General features: G+C 70.4%; 17 protein-coding genes and 1 pseudogene. 10 read left to right on the top strand and 8 right to left on the bottom strand.

Going from position 1 to position 18,292, the window contains the following annotated elements; all coding sequences use genetic code 11:
* Positions 1 to 539: 539 nt before the first annotated feature.
* Positions 540 to 3,458, top strand: coding sequence for a VCBS repeat-containing protein (locus AB0M39_RS14195; protein ID WP_365363807.1), 2,919 nt, complete (start codon positions 540 to 542; stop codon positions 3,456 to 3,458).
* A 351-nt stretch (positions 3,459 to 3,809) separates the two neighbouring features.
* Here AB0M39_RS14195 and AB0M39_RS14190 read toward each other — a convergent pair whose 3' ends face one another.
* From AB0M39_RS14190 to AB0M39_RS14175, 4 genes and pseudogenes are all read right to left on the bottom strand, one after another.
* Positions 3,810 to 5,264 (bottom strand): UvrD-helicase domain-containing protein, encoded by a 1,455-nt coding sequence (locus AB0M39_RS14190; protein WP_365363804.1) that lies wholly within the window; start codon positions 5,262 to 5,264, stop codon positions 3,810 to 3,812.
* A complete protein-coding gene (locus tag AB0M39_RS14185) occupies positions 5,245 to 5,730 on the bottom strand; it encodes a hypothetical protein (RefSeq protein WP_365363802.1) in 486 nt (161 codons plus the stop codon). Before AB0M39_RS14185 ends, AB0M39_RS14190 begins: the two co-directional genes overlap by 20 nt.
* Positions 5,731 to 5,870: 140 nt before the next feature.
* Positions 5,871 to 6,743 carry a DUF6083 domain-containing protein gene (locus AB0M39_RS14180; protein WP_365363800.1) on the bottom strand — a complete coding sequence of 291 codons (873 nt, stop codon included), beginning with the start codon at positions 6,741 to 6,743 and terminating at the stop codon, positions 5,871 to 5,873.
* Between the two features lie 157 nt (positions 6,744 to 6,900).
* A pseudogene (locus tag AB0M39_RS14175) lies at positions 6,901 to 7,165 on the bottom strand (helix-turn-helix transcriptional regulator).
* A 129-nt stretch (positions 7,166 to 7,294) separates the two neighbouring features.
* Between AB0M39_RS14175 and AB0M39_RS14170 the strand changes: the two are divergent.
* The gene (locus AB0M39_RS14170) at positions 7,295 to 7,876 is read left to right on the top strand and encodes a transposase (protein WP_365363798.1); all 582 of its coding nucleotides are present in this window, start codon (positions 7,295 to 7,297) and stop codon (positions 7,874 to 7,876) included.
* A 92-nt stretch (positions 7,877 to 7,968) separates the two neighbouring features.
* On the opposite strand, the gene AB0M39_RS14165 is transcribed toward AB0M39_RS14170, so the two are convergent.
* Both AB0M39_RS14165 and AB0M39_RS14160 read right to left on the bottom strand, forming a co-directional pair.
* On the bottom strand, positions 7,969 to 8,829 hold the full coding sequence (locus tag AB0M39_RS14165) for a nucleotidyltransferase domain-containing protein (protein WP_365363796.1): 861 nt from the start codon (positions 8,827 to 8,829) through the stop codon (positions 7,969 to 7,971).
* 103 nt (positions 8,830 to 8,932) lie between these two features.
* Entirely contained in the window at positions 8,933 to 10,309 is a 1,377-nt protein-coding gene (locus tag AB0M39_RS14160) for a helix-turn-helix domain-containing protein (protein WP_365363794.1), read from the bottom strand.
* A gap of 671 nt (positions 10,310 to 10,980) precedes the next feature.
* On the opposite strand from AB0M39_RS14160, the gene AB0M39_RS14155 reads away from it, so the two are divergent.
* Together AB0M39_RS14155 and AB0M39_RS14150 are read left to right on the top strand one after the other, a co-directional pair.
* Positions 10,981 to 11,106 carry a hypothetical protein gene (locus AB0M39_RS14155; RefSeq protein WP_365363792.1) on the top strand — a complete coding sequence of 42 codons (126 nt, stop codon included), beginning with the start codon at positions 10,981 to 10,983 and terminating at the stop codon, positions 11,104 to 11,106.
* Positions 11,107 to 11,319: 213 nt separating this feature from the next.
* Positions 11,320 to 12,179 (top strand): IS5 family transposase gene (locus AB0M39_RS14150; RefSeq protein WP_365363790.1). Its coding sequence is split into 2 segments (ribosomal slippage): positions 11,320 to 11,671 and positions 11,671 to 12,179, totalling 861 coding nucleotides; the frame shifts between segments, so codons are not numbered across the junction.
* A 21-nt stretch (positions 12,180 to 12,200) separates the two neighbouring features.
* Here AB0M39_RS14150 and AB0M39_RS14145 read toward each other — a convergent pair.
* Positions 12,201 to 12,497 carry a barstar family protein gene (locus tag AB0M39_RS14145; RefSeq protein ID WP_365363788.1) on the bottom strand — a complete coding sequence of 99 codons (297 nt, stop codon included), beginning with the start codon at positions 12,495 to 12,497 and terminating at the stop codon, positions 12,201 to 12,203.
* Between the two features lie 392 nt (positions 12,498 to 12,889).
* Complete coding sequence (locus AB0M39_RS14140; protein ID WP_365363786.1) at positions 12,890 to 13,096, bottom strand: hypothetical protein; 207 nt, start codon at positions 13,094 to 13,096, stop codon at positions 12,890 to 12,892.
* Between the two features lie 321 nt (positions 13,097 to 13,417).
* On the opposite strand from AB0M39_RS14140, the gene AB0M39_RS14135 reads away from it, so the two are divergent.
* The 6 genes from AB0M39_RS14135 (at position 13,418) to AB0M39_RS14110 (ending at position 18,176) form a co-directional block, all read left to right on the top strand.
* Positions 13,418 to 13,636, top strand: coding sequence for a three-helix bundle dimerization domain-containing protein (locus tag AB0M39_RS14135; protein WP_365363783.1), 219 nt, complete (start codon positions 13,418 to 13,420; stop codon positions 13,634 to 13,636).
* 110 nt (positions 13,637 to 13,746) lie between these two features.
* Positions 13,747 to 13,938: a hypothetical protein gene (locus AB0M39_RS14130; RefSeq protein ID WP_365363781.1), complete on the top strand. Its 192-nt coding sequence runs from the start codon at positions 13,747 to 13,749 to the stop codon at positions 13,936 to 13,938.
* Between the two features lie 344 nt (positions 13,939 to 14,282).
* Positions 14,283 to 14,741: a hypothetical protein gene (locus AB0M39_RS14125; RefSeq protein WP_365363777.1), complete on the top strand. Its 459-nt coding sequence runs from the start codon at positions 14,283 to 14,285 to the stop codon at positions 14,739 to 14,741.
* 159 nt (positions 14,742 to 14,900) lie between these two features.
* Positions 14,901 to 15,434 (top strand): hypothetical protein, encoded by a 534-nt coding sequence (locus AB0M39_RS14120; RefSeq protein WP_365363774.1) that lies wholly within the window; start codon positions 14,901 to 14,903, stop codon positions 15,432 to 15,434.
* A gap of 1,316 nt (positions 15,435 to 16,750) precedes the next feature.
* On the top strand, positions 16,751 to 17,146 hold the full coding sequence (locus AB0M39_RS14115) for a MerR family transcriptional regulator (protein WP_365363771.1): 396 nt from the start codon (positions 16,751 to 16,753) through the stop codon (positions 17,144 to 17,146).
* Positions 17,147 to 17,252: 106 nt separating this feature from the next.
* Positions 17,253 to 18,176, top strand: coding sequence for an NADP-dependent oxidoreductase (locus tag AB0M39_RS14110; protein WP_365363769.1), 924 nt, complete (start codon positions 17,253 to 17,255; stop codon positions 18,174 to 18,176).
* Positions 18,177 to 18,292 lie beyond the last annotated feature (116 nt).

The raw sequence follows: 18,292 nt of genomic DNA, 5'->3' as shown, positions 1-18,292 counted from the left end.
AAGCAAAGCGCTCCGGAGTCTCTGCCCGATTCGTTCCGTTGAATAGCGCTTCCCGTACCACCCGCAGCCGATGAAGGAACAGCCTGTTCTCCGCAGTCTCGTTTTCGGCCGAAATCAGTATCTGGGGCTGTGACATGCAGAGATGAGGAATCGAGGGTTCCGGGCTAACCGGCCGGCACGGCCGGTCGCCGCGTGAGGAGCACGTCCTCCATTCGCGACGTCGGCTCTCGTTCCGCGCCTCTTGAACTCAACCTCTAGCCGTCGCTGGAGATCCCGTCTTCTTGCGGTAGAAAGTATGCAGAATCTGAAAAGGGAGCATCATGAAAAGAGCCCGGTCCAGTGCGAGACGCCCATCGCCGCATCGGATGGCGTTGGCCGCGATAACAGTCCTGGCCCTCCCGGCGTCATCGGCTGCCGCACTGCCCATGCCGACGCCCTCGACGGCCGCGCCCCGAGTCGCTGCTGCGACGAGCCCGCGCACGACAGACGAGGCGACGGCGCTGTCGAGGGCGGCAGCCTCAGGTGAACCGGTCGAGGTGGTGTCACGCCGCACCGAGACGTCCCAGGTGTTCGCGAACCCGTCGGGGACCTTCACCGAGGACCGGTACGCCCTGGCCCAGTGGACGCGGCAGGACGGCAGGCTCGTCGAGATCGACACCACCCTCAAGCCCGGAGCGGACGGCCGCATCAGCCCGAAGGCCACGACCATCGGACTGGAGTTCTCCGGCGGCGGCGCCGGCCCGCTGGCCACCATCACCCGCGACGGCCGCAGCATGTCCCTGTCGTGGCCCACCGCGCTGCCGAAGCCCCACGTCGCCGGGGACACCGCCACCTACCCCGAGGTACTGCCCGGAGTGGACCTGAAGCTGCGAGCCGGCAACTCCGGCTTCGGCCAGCTGCTGGTGGTCAAATCAGCCGAAGCAGCGGCCAATCCAGCTCTCAAGGCCGTCAGCCTCAAGCTCGCCAGCGACGGCGTGGCCGTCTCCGCGGACGGGCACGGCAACCTGACCGCAGTCAACCCCGCAGGCCAGGAGGTCTTCACCGCGCCGACCCCGCTCATGTGGGACAGCTCCGCCAAGAAGGAGAAGCCGGCCCACCGATCGTCTGCCCGCCTCGCAGCCGCTGCCGGCTCGGCCGACGCGCCGCCCCCCAACGACGAGTTCGAACCGCGGCACGGCGCGCAGGAGGCCGCCATGCCCCTCGCCGTCGCCGGCGGCAAAGTCACGCTCACCCCCGACCAGGCCCTGCTCAGGGGCGAGAAGACGACGTACCCGGTGTACCTCGACCCGGCCGTCAGCGGCGGCAGGGAAGCCTGGGCCATCGCCTACAAGAAATACCCCGACGCCCACTACTTCAACGGCGCCGGCTGGCGCAACGCCGACGGCTCGACCGGCACCTCGCTCGCCCGGGTCGGGTACGAGAACCAGGACAACGGACTGGGCCGCTCCTTCTTCCGCATGGACTCCAACAACCTGTGGAACACCAGGAAGCAGGTCATCAAGTCCACCTTCCGGATCAAGAACACCTGGTCCTGGTCCTGTACCCCGCGCACAGTCGAGACGTGGCTGACCGATCCCGTCTACCCCACGACCTCGTGGAAGAACCAGCCGACCTGGGAGCGCAGGCTGGACTCGGTCAACGACTCGAAGGGCTGGGGCTCGGGATGCCCCGCAGGAAACCTCGCCTTCGACGTCACCTCGGCCGCCAAGGACGCCGCAGCCAGGAAGTGGCCCAACATCACCCTCGGCATGCGCGTCCCCCAGTCGCTGGAAGACAGCCGCGACGAGTACGCGTGGAAGAAGTTCGACGCCAAGACCGCGGCGCTCTCCACGGAGTACAACACGCTGCCCAACGCGCCGACCAGCCTCGACACCGCCCCCAGCTCCGGAGGATGCAAGACGAGCGGCCCCTACGTCTCCGTCGGCAACACCGACGTCCACCTGACCGCCAGGGTCGGCGACCCCGACGGCGGCACAGTCAAGGCACAGTTCAACCTCTGGGCGACCGGGCACCACCCCAACGACGACCCCAAGGCCGTCATGATCGTGAACCAGACCGTGTCCGCCACCTCCGGCACGGTCGCCAGACTCAAGATCCCCAAGGCCACCCTCGCGAAGCACATCCCCGCCGCAGGCGGCCACTTCTCCTGGAAAGTGCAGGCCGAAGACGGCAGGACCAGCTCCGACTGGACCCCCGCCTCGGGCAAGCCGGGCTGCCAGTTCGTCTTCGACCCCACCCGCCCCAGCACGCCGCCCGGCATCGCCTCCACCGACTACCCCGACGGCTCCGACGGATGGCCGCAGACCACCGGACGAGCCCGCACCCAGGGCCTCTTCGCCCTCACCAACGGCGGCGTCGGCGACGTGACCAAGTACGAGTACTGGACCGACTGGGACCCCACCGTCCGCACCGCCACGCCCCAGAACCCCAGCGATCCCGCGGACAGAGCCGAGATCCCGCTCACCCCGCCCGCCGCCGGCTCCCACGGCCTGTACGTGCGCAGCAGGGACGGCGCAGGCAACCTCTCCGACCAAGCCCTGCACCTCTTCTACGCCGACAGTCCCGCCACCCCCGACAAGCCCGGCGACCTCAACGGCGACGGCTACGCCGACTTCTACGGCCTGCGAACCGACGGGAGCCTGAGGCTCTACCCCGGCCAGGGCAACGGCTACGTCGGCACGGCCACCGCGGCCGGCAACACCGACCTCAACGGCGCCTCCATCACCCACCGCGGCGACTGGACCGACGACGGCTTCGAAGACCTCGTCGCCGCCGTCCCCGGCAGCGGCGGCAAGACCCTCCAGATCTTCCCCAACAACGGCGTCGGCTACGCATGCAGCGCACGCGACGAACAGGCCGACGGGCACTCCCGGTCCTGCCTGTACGAGCAGCAGGAACTCGACGTCTACGACCCCGCCAACAACCACTGGGCCAACGCCGACCAGATCCTCGCCATCGGCGACGTCGACGGCCCCCTCGACACAGACGGCGACGGCGCCGTGGACGTCGAGGGCCACCCCGACCTCCTCGTCAAAGAAGGCGACCTGCTCTGGCTCTACTACGGGTCCGACAGCTTCTACCTCGACGGGACCAGCCCCCCGGTCCTGGTCGGCAACGGCGGATGGTCCGAGTTCGACCTCGCCGCACCCGGCGACCGCAACGCCGACAACCACGTCGACCTCGTCGCCCGCCGCAAGATCGAAGGCGAACTCCGCATCTACACGGGCACCGGCCCCGCCGGCGAAGGACTCGGCAGCGGCCACACCGTCATCGGAACCGGCTGGACCGCCGGGCGCCGGCCTCTGATCACCGCAGCCCCCGACGCCAACGGCGACGGCAGACCCGACCTCTGGGCCACCGGCTCCGACGCCAACCTGTACATCCACCACGACCTCGAAGGAGGAGCCGGCACCCAGATCGGCGCCGGCGGCTGGAACGCCTTCCAAGCCATCAGCTGACCCACAACCACACCAACGCAGTGCCCGTCCCCGGCAAGCCCCGACAGCCGCCGGGGACAGGCACCGCGCCTCCTGCCCGCCGATGCGCCATGCCGGCGCTCACGAGCGCACCGGCCCAAGCCCTCTTCCCTTACCCCTCGCCCCGCGCCCACCAGCCGCCAGCCACCCTGAAGAGCGCTGCATCGCAACGATCGGCCTCGCGAGGCGTGGCCCTGATCAGCACAGCTCGCTGAACGGAAAGCTCTGCGACGCGCAGACGATCACGCCCCCTGACAGCGGCGTGCCGGGCTCCCCATGCCTGCGGTACGAGCGAGCCCGTCTGCCCCTGCGCCGGGCCCGCTTGCTGGGCGGTCACTGCAGAGGGGAGGCGGGGTTCGGAGCGGGCGGGCGTCTTCCGTCGGGGTGGTCGTGGATCCAGGACAGCCCGCCGAGGTCGAGGCGCTCCCGGGTGCGGGTGACGGCGACGTAGGCGAGGCGTGCCTCGGCGTCGTCGACGGGGCCGGGTACAGGGCGGCCGTTCGCGTCGTGCTGGTCGGTGTCCTTGGGCGGGGAGAAGTCGCCGGCGATCCTCACGCGGGCCCATTCCCGTCCTTTGGCCCGGTGGGCGGTGGAGACGGTGGCGTCTGCGTGCGGTTCGGGGGTGAGCCGGTCGACCGCGGCGAGGACGGCCTCGGCTCCGTGCTTGTCGATGAGGTCGACGAACGGCCGCAGGTCGCCGCCGGCGGGGTCGTGCTCGGCGTAGTCCTGCAGCTCGCCCCATGAGGAGAACAGGAGCAGCTCTGGATGCGAGGTCCGGCGTCCCTCCTTGAGGTCGCGGGCGGCGGCGAGGGCGCGCAGGCCGTCCCCTCCCCCGGCGAGTGCGACGCGTCGGCCGGATGCGAGGTGTTCCATGACCTGGTTCATGGCTCCGACGTTGGTGCGGCACAGCACCGCGTCCGGGTCGTCGACCGGGGCGAGGACGGTGGGGACGGCATGGGTGCCGGTCAGGCGGATCGGGGCGTCGGCGATCGTCAGCCAGCGGTTGGCCTCGGCGGCGAGGAGGGGGCCGAAGCGGAAGGACTGCGACAGGGACAGGGCTGTGCCGTCGAAGCCGGTCATCACGTCGCGGGCGCCGCGCCAGCCGTAGATGGCCTGGGCGGAGTCGCCGACCATCACGAGCTGGGCGTGGGCGCGTTGGGCGGTGAAGACGTGTTCGAGGACGGGGTTGGTGTCCTGGGCCTCGTCCAGGAGGAGGAAGTCGGCGTCGATCTTCGGGTCGGACAGGGCCCAGATCTTGAGGTAGTGGTCGTGGTCGAAGCGGACCACGCCCTCCTCGGGATGCTGGAGGTCGGCCCATGCTTTGCGGGCGAACGGCAGGACGGCCTGGGCGAGTTGGGCGTGCAGGCCTTCGTCCTCGAGACCGCGCAGGCGCGGGACGTGATGGCGTGCGAGGGTGCGGTCGGCGGAGTGGCAGTAGCGGGTCACCGTGCGCAGCACGGCGTGGGAGAGGGCTTTGATGCCGAGGGCCATGCCGGTCTTCCAGCCGGCCTGGCGGAGTCCGTTCAGGCGGCGGGCGTAGCGGTGGCCGACGGCGGCGAAGGCGAGGGCGAGGGCGGTCTTGCACGTGACGGTGGGCGGGAAGCGTCCGGCGGCTTCTTGGGCGATGGCCTTGTCGAAGGCGATGTAGCGGCCGCGGCGTCTGGTGCCTGAGGCGAGCAGGATCAGGGTGCTGGTCTTGCCGGTGCCCGCGCCTGCCTGGAGGGCCAGGTGGTGGCCGGAGCGGAAGGCGTCGGCGGCCGCGTGCTGTTCATCGGTCGGATTGGGCACTGTCGCGTTCCAGAGGGGTGAGGGTGCGGCCGACGGCCGCCAGGAGCTGGCCGGGGGTGGCGTGGGCCAGCAGGGTCTGCAGGGCGTGATCGAGACGCGCGGCTTCCTGGCGGGCGTGGCCTGCCAGGGCGCGGCGGATGGTCTGCTGGAGGAAGACGCGGGGGCTTTGGCCCGTCTGTTCGGCGGCGCGGCGGATGAAGGCGTCGGCGGCGGGGCTGAAGTCGACGGCGAGGAGGATGTGGCCGCCGATGTCCGGGTAGTGGGTGGCGAGGGCGTCGAGAGGCAGCAGCGCCTTGAGACGGCGGTGGGCACGGCTCGGCGCCCGGTCGGAGTCCTTCGCTTTCGCCAGGGTCATCAGGCGGGTGGCGTCGCGGTTGGCCGCGATCGGCATGACGCGGGCGGCGCGGACGAGTTCGGCCCGGGTGGCGGGCCTGGCCAGGGCGATCTCGAGTGCGTGGTGCGACATGGTCACGTCCGTCAGTGGCGGTACGGGGGGGGGCGGCGCTCTGGCTGCCGGTCGCAGGGCGAGGGCGATGCCGTTCAGGCCTGTCCGCTCGCTGGAGGCGGTTGCCTCGCCCGGGCGGGTTCCCTGGCCGGGGGCTGCGCTCACGGCCGCTCGCGGTAGCGGCCCGGAGCAGGGGCGGGGGCGGGGAGGCGGTCGTGGACAAGTCGGTGGTGGAGCAGCAGGTCGAACACCTCCCAGTCCGGCGGCGCGAGGTCGACGGCTGCGGAGGCGGCGGCGTGCGCGGGGCAGCGTTGGGCGCGCCAGCGCAGCTGCTCCGCGCAGGGAAGGCTGGCGAGGTCGTACACGGCCATGTCGGCGGCGGGCAGGGCCAGTCGCCCGCGGCCGGCGGTCGCGGACATGAGCGTCCAGGCTCCCGCCGGGGCGTTCGGGGCGAGGACGCGGCTTGGGCAGCGGTGGCGTCGGCGGGTCTGGGCCACGCACTGGATGCCGTCGACGGGTCGGGCGGCGAGGTAGCGGCCGTACAGGATCCGCACGACGGGCCGGGCCGGCCGACAGACCGCGGCCTCAACCGGCGGCGGTGGGCAGGCTGGAGGCGGGAGGAAGGCGCCGGTGTCGACCAGGCGGCGGGTGCGCACGGCCAGGCGGCGGCGCAGCCCCGTCAGCTGGGGCGTCAACGGCGCCGCGTTCTCGCGTGCGGGGCACAGGGCGGGGTGCGCGATGCGGCACCAGGCCGTGCCGTCGCCTGCGGGGTGGGCGACGCCGGAATGGACGTGCCAGCGGCAGGAGGCCGGAACGACAGCTGTGGGCAGTTCCTGCGGGCGCAGTGCGACGGGTCGCCCATGGGCGCGGGCGTACCAGTCGATGCGGTTGCCGCAGTCACGGCAGGAGCCGGGCCGGGCGGTGCGCAGGAGTCGGGTGGGGCTGTCCGCGGCGACCCGGAGGGCGCGCAGGCGGCGGGCGGCGACGCGGCTGCCGTCCCAGCGGCGGCCGGAGGCGGAGGTGAGAGAGCACATGGCCGCGAAAGTGGCAGGCGACGCGCCGCCGACACGGGTACCGTGCCGCCGACGTCGCGCGAACAGCCCAGTCGACGGGAACAGGCGCACGGTCGTCGTACGTCGGCGCGAGGCCGGTGACCGGATCGGGTGATCCGTCGACAGCGATGCAGCGGGGCTAGTCGGCGGCCTCCGCGGGAGGCGCGTGCCCCTCGCAGAGGGTGGCGAAGAGATGGTCGACGGGCACGTCCAGTGCGTGGGCGAGGGCGTGCCAGGTCTTGAGGGAACCGATCGTGCGGCCCTGCTCGATCTCGATGACCGTCCGCCTGGCCAGGCCGCTGCGGCGGGCCAGTTCGTCGTAGCTCCAGCCGCGCTCGCCCCGCAGCCGGCCCAGCTCCAGACGCAGGGCGGTGAGGTTCGGGGTCGGGCGGGAAGATCGTCACCCCACCATCCGACGGTGCAGACACCTGCCCTGTCAGTGCAGACCTCTGCCCCATTCCTGCAGGCGACCGCCCCCGCACAGGGCTCACACACACCAACCCACCTGCCCGAGCCGTCAATTCGACCTCGCAGTGAACCAACAACACCCCAGGCCAGCCAGCACCCAACACACCAACAAGCCCCCCTCCGAGCGTCAGAACCCGCCCTGGCCGGTGGCCTGGCAACGCATGTGGTGGGCCTCCCGCTACCACCTGACCGGGCTCCCGGACGGTGTGAAGTGGTGGCCCGACGCCCCGGACGACGAGCACATCACTGCCTGGCTGCGGGAGCAGAGTGCGCGACGGACACTGTTGTTGCCAGAGCAGCGGCGTCGGGTCGATGAACTGCTGTCACTGACCGGTGGGATGCCGGTGTGGCGGCCGCAGATCAGCGAAGTCGCCTGGCAGACGCTGTCCGGGCTGCTGCCTGCGCGATCGCATACCGGGGGCCGTCCCCGCAGCGAACAGCAGATCCTGGAAGCCATCGTCCACATCGCCTGCACCAGACAGGCGTGGACACGGCTTCCCTCGGCCCTCGGCTCCTTTCAGGCCTGCCGGCGCCGCTTCCTTCTCTGGCGCGACGACGGCACCCTCCAGCAGATCTGCCGCGCTGCCCTGCCTGAAGGGGACGCGATCTGGCAGCAACGGCTGGCCGCCTACACCGGCCCTGCCTGAAGAGAGCCGTCACCGCGTGCACCGGGAGCGTGGTGGGCATCCGATGGTGAGGCGTTCGCCGACGGGGACTCACCCGGGGCATGGGCGGTCCGTCACCGGCCGGGGAGGGCGGAGCGGTCCTGGACGGTGATGTGGAGGGTGTGCAGGGGCTGGGTCCGGGTGGGGCGGACGATTTCGAACCAGTCGGTGCCCTCCTGCAGGTGGTGGGCGATGCTGCGGTGGTGGCTCCAGCCGAATCCGATGCCGGTCTGCCAGGTGGTGTCGCTGTAGCGGCTGCCGATGACCGGTTCCCCGTGCAGGTAGACGGAGTCGAGGGGGCGGGAGGTGGCTTCGAGGTGAGCGAGGACGGCTGCCGCGGCGCGGCGCAGCGGGCTGGTCTCGCTCCAGCGGGTGAGAGCTTCGAGGGCTGCGGGATGGGCGGGTTCGGCGTCGGGGAGCTGGAGTTGGCGGATGGTGGCGGCCTTGCGGTCGACGAGGTCGGTGAGATCGATGCGGACCGGGCGCGGGACCCAGCGGTCGATGCCGTCGAAGGCTTCGATCATGTGGTCGCGTGGGGCCCGGCCTGCCTCGGGGTCGGGAGTGATGGCGGCGAGCCGGGCGCGGGCGGCATCGACGGGTTCGCCCCGTGTCCACAGCAAGGTCAGTTCGAATCCTTCCGCTTCGAGGCTCTTGCGTTCACCGAAGTGGATCTGCAGGCCGCGGCTTCTGCCCTTGAGGGCGCGCTTCATCGAGGCGGAGGGGTCGCCACCGTAGGACAGGGAGTGAAGGAACTCGGAGGTGAGACGGTCGTCACAGCGGTGCTCCACGACCATGTCGACGTCCGAGGGGCTCAGTGCGCCGCGTGCGTAGGAGCCGAAGACGAGGATCTCGTCGACGAGGTCCAGCGGCCAGCCTCCCTCCTCCAGCCGGTCGAGCATGTCGTTGAGGAGCGTGGTGGCGCGCTCGCGTTTCACGGAAGGCCTCCGCTGGTCGGTTCGGGTGCCGGTGGACCTGGGTCTGTGATTCAGCCGGTCTGCCGCGGGGGCGCCCGGCCGGGGATGTGGGTGCGGGGGTGTCTTACAGGGTGGTCGGCAGTGAGATCACCGGCTGGGAGATGGCCTGCGGGATGCAGGCGGGAGCGGTGCGGCCTGCCTGGGTGCAGGCCAGAGTGAGGAGTTGGAGGTAGCCGAGGGAGACCGGGCGTCCGGGGAGCTTGCCCGCTGCCTGTTCGAAGCGCTCGAGCGTGGCGGACTTGATGCACAGGTGGCCGGCTGCGTCCTGGAGATCGAGTCCCGCGGCTTCACGGGCTTCCCTCAAGAGTTGGGCGTTGTCGTGCCAGACCTGCGGCGTCGTCTCGGTGGCATCCCGGGCGACGGCCGCGCGGGCGGCGGCGAGGGCGGTGCGGATTCGGTCGCTGCGGGGTCCGAGCAGGAACCGCGCGAGGCGGGCGGCGTCGGCCGCGTGGTCGACGCCCTCGCTCCAGGGCTGGGAGGCCTCCTCGTACACGCGGGCCCGGGCCGTGGCGCACTCCTCACGCTCGCCGGATTCGGCGCCGTAGGTGCGGTGGCGGTCGCTGGTGCAGGCCAGTGTGCTGTCCTTCGCCAGGTCCATGTCGCGGTCCTCGTCGTCGGCCTCGATCTGGTCGATGACGTCCCGGACCTGCCGGCGTTCTCGTGAGGTCAGGACGCTCGCGAGTGCTTCCGCGGCGGCCTGGGCTTCGGGACGTCCGGCGGGCTCGAAGCTGCCGCCCCAGGCGTGGGATGCGTCTTCTCCCTCCGCCCTTTGGAAGGCCACGTCGATGGCTTCGAAGGTGTGCGGGCTCCAGGCGTGCATCATCAGGATGATCTCCCGCAAGGCGCGCTGGGCGGCCGGCTCCATCTCCTCCGCAGTGCCGCTGCTGTGGCGGCGCCGCGTTCCGCTCATCCAGTCGGTGAAGGTCTCAGGCCGGCGGGAGTCGGACGGTTGGACGTCCGTAAACCAGCGTGCCGCCCTCACGACGCAGGCGTGCGCGTGCTGGATGGCGGCGTACCAGCCGAACAATGCCTCACGGTAGTCATCCACATGACGGTCCTCGGCAAAGGTGCCGGTCTCCGTGCGGCAGTGCTGCGGGCACTGCGCCGCGCTCACCCGGTAGAGAGCGGCACGGGTCTCGGGGAACGACAGCAAAGCGGCGTCCAAGTGCTCATATTTGGGGCCGCGGTTACGGCGCCTTTCGAGCCCCTGGTCGAGGAAGACCTGGAAGCGGGGTTCCTCACTCCAATTGGCTGCGGCGCTGCGGACACGGAAAACGCTCTGCCACGCTCCGGTCGCGATGACCTCCCGCAGCGCCGAAGCCACATCCCGCCGCAGTGCCGCACCCCATGTGATCAGGATCGGCAGGCGCTGGGGATCACTCCCCAGCGCGGACATCACCAGATCGACGTCGTCATGACGATGAAGATGACGCTGGAACACGAACTCCCCCTTGAATGCAGCAGTCCCCAACTGCCGCCGCACCGTGGTGTGGAGGCAGTCCTCCATCTTGCACGAGGGGTACGACAACGCACCGGTGGATGGGGGCACCGGAGCTTCACGTGGGACCGTGGACACTAAAATCACGGCCTCGTCGGCTGGACACGGGATGGGGCATCTACGGTTCGAAACTCCTCGACGCGCAAATGGGATGCGAAACGCACGGATGGGGTACGGCGGCTGCTTCGGGTTGCGATCACACGCGCTCGCCACACCGTCGTCTTCGTCCGCCCGGGCGATGCTCTCCCCCTCGCCCCGCCGCCCCCGGCCACGGACTGAACGGTCAAGCGGCCTCGCATCCAGTGGTGCCGCTGTCCCGCAGGCCACAGCGACTCGCATGCCTCAAGGGACGATATGTGCTCGGATACGACCGCCCTGGCGACTGACTATGTGCGGATCGGCATAGCCAGAAACCAATTTTGATCATTTTCTGGGTTTGATCTGCATATCTGCCGTCACATGAGGACCATGAATCAGCTCCTGCGCGTGCGTACGGCATTTCCCTCTCAGCCCCGCAGCCCCCAGGGGTACCACCGCCGCGCGGTCCGCACTCGGCCTCGCAGCGGCACGGGCATGAGGTGCGGGCAAGGAGCGGCGGGCGATGGAATTGCTTCATGAACGGCCTGCCGCTCCCGACCGGGCACGCGGCGCCGCAATGGCTGGACGGCGAACAGGCCACCAGGGAACGGTGGCACGACCTCGTCACCGCCCGGCGCGACTTCTTGCGCGCCGCCCGATGACGCACTGTGGCCCCTGCCGATCGGCAGGGGCCACAATCGTCCGCAGAGGGTCAGGCCTGCACACGCACCGGCTCCCGCCCACCGATGCGGGCGATGGCGGCGATGATCGCACCGTCGGGGGCCCGGAGTGGGCGCCGCGTACTGCCCGCGAGCCTCCGACTCATGACGCTAGAGCGTGTCTCTTTGATGGGTTGGTTGATCAGTTGATCGGATGTGTCTGTCCGATTAGTGATCACTGACGCGATGTGGGACCGGATCGAGCCGTTGATGCCGGTCGATCCGGTCCGTGGCCGGCGGTGGGCCGATCACCGCCGGACTCTGGAAGCCATCGCGTGGAAGTACCGCACCTGCTCACCCTGGCGCGATCTGCCAGAGGAGCTCGGTCCCTTTCAGACCGCGCACAAACGCCTGATCAGGTGGGCCATGGACGGCACATGGGAACGGGTCCTCGCGGCCGTCCTTGCAGTGGCGGACGCCGATGACGACGTGGGCTGGACCGTCTCGGTGGACTCCACCGTCTGCCGGGCTCACCAGCATTCGGCCGGAGCCAGGAGAAGGGGGCGCCCGGCCGGTCCGAGCCCGAGGACCATGCGCTCGGACGCTCCCGCGGTGGCTTGAGCACGAAAGTCCATCTGGCCAGTGACAGCCGGGCGCGGCCTCTGTCCATCCACGTCACCGCGGGCCAGGCCGGTGGCGCGCCGGCCTTCGAGGCGGTCATGGCCGGGATCCGGATCCCGCGGAACGGACTCGGCAGGCCAAGAACCCGCCCTGTGGTCGTCCTTGCGGATCGCGCCTACTCTTCTCGGGCGATTCGTGGGCACCTCCGTCGACGTGGCATCCGCGCGGTCATTCCGCAGCCCGCCGACCAGATCGGCCACCGACTGCGGCGAGGCCGCGCCGGAGGCCGCCCGCCCGGTTTTGACGCCGAGGCATACAAGCAGCGCAATGCCGTCGAGCGGTGCATCGCCCGACTCAAGCAGTGGCGCGGCCTCGCCATGCGGACGGACAAGCTCGCCATCGCTTACCAGGCCGCGCTCCACCTGGCTGCCATCCTCATCTGGACCCGGCTCTGAGCAAGGCGTCCGAAGGGCTCGTCATGCCGGCCCGTGGACGATGAGCCGGTTTTGTTCTCCGTCAAAGATGCCGGCCAGGACGTCGGCCTCCTGCCGGTGCCCGTCGAAGAGGCCCCGCTGGTCGACGTGCACGATCAGGACGTCGTGGCTGTCGATCACCTCGGAGATGCCCCGGGTCTCGATCGTGTCCGACCACGCGTCCAGGTTCCGGCCGAACCACTCTGGCAGCCCGCACGGCTCGCTCACCGCGTCCCAGAACTCGTTGAGTGTCTCGATCCGCCGACCCCGCAGGTCAACGATCAGTGCGCTGTCCGTCATCACAGCAGACTAACCAGCCCCAGCACGAGAATCACCGGTCAAAGAGACAGGCCCTAGGTCACCGGGTTGAGCCAACCGATGCGTCGACGTGCATGGCACCGCTGACGGACCCGCTGCTCTCACCTTCGATACCAGCGAAGAGCAGTCCGCCGAGAAGAAGCAGAGCGCCATCGGGGCGTCGGCGTACCGTCCGGGTCCAGGCCGTACGGCCACAGCCTTTCCAGGGCCGCCCTCCATGACCTGTGGACGTACAGTGCGTCGGTCCTGCCGTGGTCGACGGCCTGCCGGGCCAGGCTTTCGGCGCCCTCCCAGTCCCCGACCCACTCCCGTAACCGAGCCAGATGGGCTGGGTCCCGGAATCGCTAGACAACGGTCGTGGCAATCAAGCGGTCTCAGCGGGAGGCGTGGCGGATCCAGGCGTCCGTGAGGCCCTGCAGTCCCGCCTGGGTGGCGCCGCCGCCCTCCAGGTGATCGGTGAAGGTCTCCAGCCGGTACGGGCCCTCGGGCCAGTCCGGATCGGCGGCGGCCTTCCCGGCGAGCTCACCGATGGGCCCGGCAGCCGTCACGTGTCCCAGCAGCAAAGCCGTGAACCCGCCCATCGGTCCATCCCTGTCTCCGAAGTCACCGGCCTCGGTTCACGTTGCCGGGCAGGCCGAGCGCCGCCGGTCGGCGATCGTCGCGCGGGAAGCCGCCGATCGCGGCGCAGGCGCAGGCCGCCTCCCGGAGGCCTGCCTCGGGGACGGCGTGCAGCCGGCCGCTGCCGAAGGTACTCCGCCACCGCTGATCGCCCGAACTGGTACAGCGGGTTCCAGCCGGTGGGGCACTGCCGATCTACTGCTGAGACCGGCGAAAGATCGACTTCCCGGCAGAAGGCCGCGCCGCGAGAATGAGGCAAGGCGACCCCGAGGAGGCTCAGGCGCATGAAGACGGAGTCAGACGATGCCCTCGCCATCCACCAGGTCGCCGAGCGGCTGACGAAGGCGCACCCTCAGCTGGACACCGCCCTCGTGAAGAAGTCGGTGCAGACGGCCTACGAAGAGCTCAGATACGCACGTGTGCGCACCTACCTGCCCATCCTGATGGAACTCAGAGCCAAAGACCTGCTGCCCCCCGACGAGCAGACGGAACGCCGCACCTGACCCTCGACGCGCGCCCCGGGGTCGGTCCTGAGAAAACCCGCGCCACCTTGCCAGCCGGCGCATGAGGCTCGTATCGACGGCCTGGCTGCGTCCCGCGGGAGGTGCCTGCCATGCGACCTCCGCGCAGGACCGGCTCGGACTTCGCCGCCCTGGGCCGGCCCACCCCCGTCCTCGTGCGCGTCATCGCGCCTGGGACCGGATCGGCCGCCGTCGCGGCGTCTGGCGCGACGCGGTCGCCCGTCGACCGGCGCCGTCCCGCGACCTTCGACGGCCGTCAGCACCTGTTCCTGGGCCGCGCATGACAGGTGTGTTACCAGCGTTACGCTTCGACGGGTTCGCCCCGTTCGAGGGGCGCGGGGGTTCGACCACGGGGGTGGGGCAGATGGGGCTCGACAGGCACGGGCGCAGGCTCGTCGCGCACGGAACGGAGTATGGACTGGCACTGCTGGCCGTGACTTCGTGCACGGCGGCTCCGCCGTCGGGATCCGCGCCGCCGAAGTCGCAGCAGGCGCCGGCCTCACCCACTGCGTCGCCCTCGCCGCCCAAGCCGGCATCCTCGTCGGGGCCCGCAGTCCCGGTTGGGGCGGCGCGGCCCACGGTCGCCGACGGACCGATGCTGGCGTCGGCCCGCAAGAGCATGAAGTCGATGGCGTCCCACGAGATGCCGTCCGACGATTTCGTAGCGGTGATCCGGAGGGATGCGCCGGACGCCGGTGAGCTCCTGTGGATGAAGGACGACCGTACGTACTGCTCTGCGATCGTTCGCGAGGGGCTGGCCAGGATCGAGTGCGGGTCCCTGCCGGAGAGCTGGCCGCGCAAGGGCGTCCTGAACGTGACGACGGGCGAGCCGTACCAGGGAAAGCCCGGCGAGCAGCCCAGCCTGTTCGTCTTCCTTGCCGTCGTCGAGGGCGAGCACGGCCCGTACGACTACAAGGGGGCGACGCCAGAGGCGGCGGGCCCGATCCACGACGCCGTCGTGACCTTCGCTTCGGGCCGCAAGCTGGGCCTGATCTCCTACGAGAAGCACTCGAGCCGGATTCCGAAGACGGAGATCTGCGGCGCGGACGGCGCCGTGTGCTTCCCGGCCTACTACCCGAACCGCTAGGTCCTGCCCCGTCGATCCCGCGCCCGTTGACGTATTGGGCGACACGCCGCATTCTCCAGCGGGCCAACGACGAGCTCGGCACGAATTGGACCTTGCACGACGCTCGCCATAACGGCGGCGGTCAGGATGGCGGGAGACGAGCGGCTCACCCTCGCCGAGGTGCAGACAATCTTGCGGCACGCCCACCTCGACACCACTGGCCGCTACCTGACGGCCCACGTGGAGGACCTGCACGACAAGCTCCAGGAGCACTACACCAAGCCCCGTCCCCAGCGTGCCTTCGCCGCCGGGTACGACCCGGAGGAATCAAGGCGGTGTTCGGTGGCTGAACCCGGCGCCTTGACCCAGCCGACGAGCAAGAAGGGCGTCAGCCGCTTCGTCAGCGTGAACGCCGCACCTGCCCCTGCCCCCGCGGTCCCGCCGCGTCCCCAAGGTGATCTGACCCGCGCCTCCGTCGAGGAGATCGCGCAGGCGGTGCGCACGACCTGGCCGACGAAGTCGGCCGACAACCGATGGAACCGGAGCCGCGGCGCCCGGGACCTCCTGCAGCACCTGAGCCAGTTCCCGGGCGAGACCTGGCAGGAGCGGTGGGAGGCCGGCTTGACGGCCTGCTCCGCCACGGCTGCGGCGTTCCGGGCGGCCTGGGCGTCGAGGGCGGCCTCGTCCGCGGATGCGCGCGCGTCCTTGGCGTAGCCCTCGGCGCTTGCGGCCGCCTTGTGCGCGACAGATGCGTCTTCTGTGGTCTGACGGCCGTGTTCGACGGCGCGCAGGAGGCTGCACCTCGCAGTCGTCGATCTCGATGCTCACACGCTGGAACTGCGGGGGCCCTCCCCAGCGAAACGACCACCCTTGCCGAAACGGACCACCCGAACGTGGCCTGTGCCCGCACCGCCCTCGCCCGCGTCACCGCTCGACACGGACTCCCTGACCACCCTGAACGAGACGCCGGCCGCGCACCCGAGGAGCCCAGCTCACCCCACCGCCTTCCCGGCCCACGAATTCCAGGGCTCGTTCCCCCCACCGTCGCTGCCCGCCTCCTCCTGCCCCGACAACGACTCCTCCGACTGGTTCAGCCCATGGATGAGCCCTTCGGCCGCACCGTCGACCGTGCTGACCACCCGTATCCTCATCAACATCCCCGGATCGAGACCCATCCCGTCCGTGGGGCTTCGCACGTCCGACCAGCCCACCGCTCAGAACACCGAACCCCGCGCCGAAACCACGGATAGCAGTGGCTGGCCTGGCACCGACTGGCACCAGGCCGTGCATGGAGGAGGAGGCCAAACGGCACAGTGCAGCCAGCGCTGTTGGCCGCGATGCCGCGGCTGTCAGTCTTCGCGGGTCAGCCTCCGGGCTGTTGCGCCACCTCTCCGAAGAGCAGGGAGAGACGAGACACGAAGCCACGGACGCCAGCAGGTCAAGGATCCTGTCGCAGACTGGGGGCGCTGACTCCAAAGCGCTCCCAACTCTGGAGTGGCTGGCTAGGCCCTGGACGGCCGTCACAAGCTGTCCGGGACTTCGCCTTCCCGGAGAAGCGCAACGTGGACCGGCACCAGACTTACAAGCGCCCCGGACTGTGCAGGTCCGGGGCACCCGCCCTCTTCGCAGGGGCCCTGCTCAACGCCGCCTGGCCGACGTCGGTTACGCGGCACGCAGTGACCGGCGGCCAACGGACCAGACGCGCCGGACCGGCGTCGAGGGCGAACAGCCCCGCCCCGTCGCCGAACACGCTTGCCGACTACGGTGATCGGGTCGGCGCTCGCCAAGATCCCCGTCGAGCTCGCAGCGAAGTCCGACCCGCGGCCACGGTGGTGGAGCGCGGCGACACAGCACCGCAGCCTGTCTTGAGGCCTGGTGTCGGCGTACTGAGGAAAGCGCTCAGGCGTGTGCAGACGAACGTGCTCCGTCGTGGGGCCGGGACGGCAGCCCTGCGGCGGTGGGGGTGTCCGCGAGCGTCCACGACTCATCGGCGGTCTGAACCTGGAGGCCGCGGGCGTAGGCTCTCAAGGATGCGGATAGGCGAGCTGGCCAAGCGCACGGGCGTGAGTCCGCGCTCACTGCGGTACTACGAAGACCAGGGACTGCTGACCAGCTCGCGCTCCGACGCGGGGCAGCGTCACTATTCCGATGCTGCGGTCCAGCGCGTGTCGCTCATCCGACGGCTGTTCGACGCGGGGATGTCCAGCCGGGTGATCGCGACTGTGCTGCCGTGTGTGGACGTCCCGGGTGACCTGGGCGTCGCCGAGGAGACGTTCACGGCGATGATGCGCGAGCGCGACCGGATCGACGCCGACATCGCGCACCTGATCGAGACCCGGGATGCACTCGACGCGCTGATCAGGGCCAACAGCCGGCACCGGGCGGAGCTGTCCACGGCCCCGGAACCGGCGGCGCAGTCGACCTGATGCTGTGATCTGCATCTCAGCCGGTTGCCCCTGACATCAATGGCAGAGGTGAGGATGGCGACAGCGCCCGGATTCACCGGGTCGGTCGTACGAGAGGCGGCGGAAGATGGGGCAGGCATGGGGTTTCGACAGGTATGGCGGGCCCGAGGTGCAGGAGTTCTTCGATCGTCCCGATCCCGTGCCCGGTCGCGGTGAGGTGCTGATCCGGGTCGACGTCGTCGGCGTGAATCCCCTCGACCACCTTCTGCGCTCAGGTCTGGTCGACGGGCTCGACGGCGGGCGTCCGTTTCCCCGCGTGCTCGGCATGGAGGCAGCCGGAACCGTTCTCGCCCGGGGCGAGGACGTCAACGGGCTCGAGGTGGGCGACGCGGTCTTCGGCTTCGCACTGACCGGTGGCGGCACCTACGCCGAGACGACGGTGCTGTCCGCGCCGAGCACCGCGCGCATCCCGGCGGGTCTGTCCGCGACCGTGGCGGCAACGCTGCCAGTGGCCGGGACGACCGCCGTGGACGTGCTCGACCAGCTCGGACTCCCGGCCGGTGCCACGGTCCTGGTCAACGGGGTCGGGGGCGGGGTCGGCCTCGCCGTCGCCCGGCTGGCCGTCGGGCGCGAGCTGCGCGTGATCGGCACCGGGAGTACTGCCAAACGCGAGCACGCCGAGGGCATCGGCGTGCGGTTCATCGACTACACCGCCGAGGACGTCGCCGCCGCGGCACGCGAGCTGGTTCCGGGCGGCTTCGACGGGATCGTCGACCTGGTCGGAGGCGCCTCGCTGCGGACGGTCGCTCCGCTGGCCCGGGATCCCCGCAACGTCATTGCTGTGGGTGATACGTCTGTGCCCGATCTCGGTGGGCGTTTCGTCGAGCGTCGCGTCGACCGCGAGAACCTGGAGCGGTCGGCCCGGCTGGCCCTCGACGGAGTCCTCGCACCCGTGATCACCGCGGTCCATCCGCTCTCCGAAGCCCCGGCCGCCCTCGCCGCCGTCGAGAACGGTCACGCCTCGGGCAAGGTCGTCATCAAGGTGGCATGAGAAGTGCCCGGCCGCCTAACGCCGTCGACCGTCCATTGCGGACTGGCGAGAACCCGTGGTCAGCGCATCATCAACTGAGCACGTTCACCTGTACGGGGTTGAGCACGTTCACGCCG

It is taken from the genome of Streptomyces sp. NPDC051907, assembly GCF_040681075.1.
GTDB lineage: Bacteria > Actinomycetota > Actinomycetes > Streptomycetales > Streptomycetaceae > Streptomyces.
The sequence above is the reverse complement of the archived record's forward strand: the minus strand, read 5'-3'. Positions and strand labels throughout refer to the sequence as shown.

Coding starts and splice junctions, on each gene's coding strand:
- AB0M39_RS14145 (WP_365363788.1), bottom strand. CDS start 12,497: ATGACGGACAGCGCACTGATCGTTGACCTGCGGGGTCGGCGGATCGAG.
- AB0M39_RS14115 (WP_365363771.1), top strand. CDS start 16,751: ATGCGGATAGGCGAGCTGGCCAAGCGCACGGGCGTGAGTCCGCGCTCA.
- AB0M39_RS14110 (WP_365363769.1), top strand. CDS start 17,253: ATGGGGCAGGCATGGGGTTTCGACAGGTATGGCGGGCCCGAGGTGCAG.
- AB0M39_RS14185 (WP_365363802.1), bottom strand. CDS start 5,730: ATGTCGCACCACGCACTCGAGATCGCCCTGGCCAGGCCCGCCACCCGG.
- AB0M39_RS14180 (WP_365363800.1), bottom strand. CDS start 6,743: ATGTGCTCTCTCACCTCCGCCTCCGGCCGCCGCTGGGACGGCAGCCGC.
- AB0M39_RS14140 (WP_365363786.1), bottom strand. CDS start 13,096: ATGGGCGGGTTCACGGCTTTGCTGCTGGGACACGTGACGGCTGCCGGG.
- AB0M39_RS14125 (WP_365363777.1), top strand. CDS start 14,283: ATGGCGTCCCACGAGATGCCGTCCGACGATTTCGTAGCGGTGATCCGG.
- AB0M39_RS14155 (WP_365363792.1), top strand. CDS start 10,981: ATGAACGGCCTGCCGCTCCCGACCGGGCACGCGGCGCCGCAATGGCTG.
- AB0M39_RS14130 (WP_365363781.1), top strand. CDS start 13,747: ATGCGACCTCCGCGCAGGACCGGCTCGGACTTCGCCGCCCTGGGCCGG.
- AB0M39_RS14135 (WP_365363783.1), top strand. CDS start 13,418: ATGAAGACGGAGTCAGACGATGCCCTCGCCATCCACCAGGTCGCCGAG.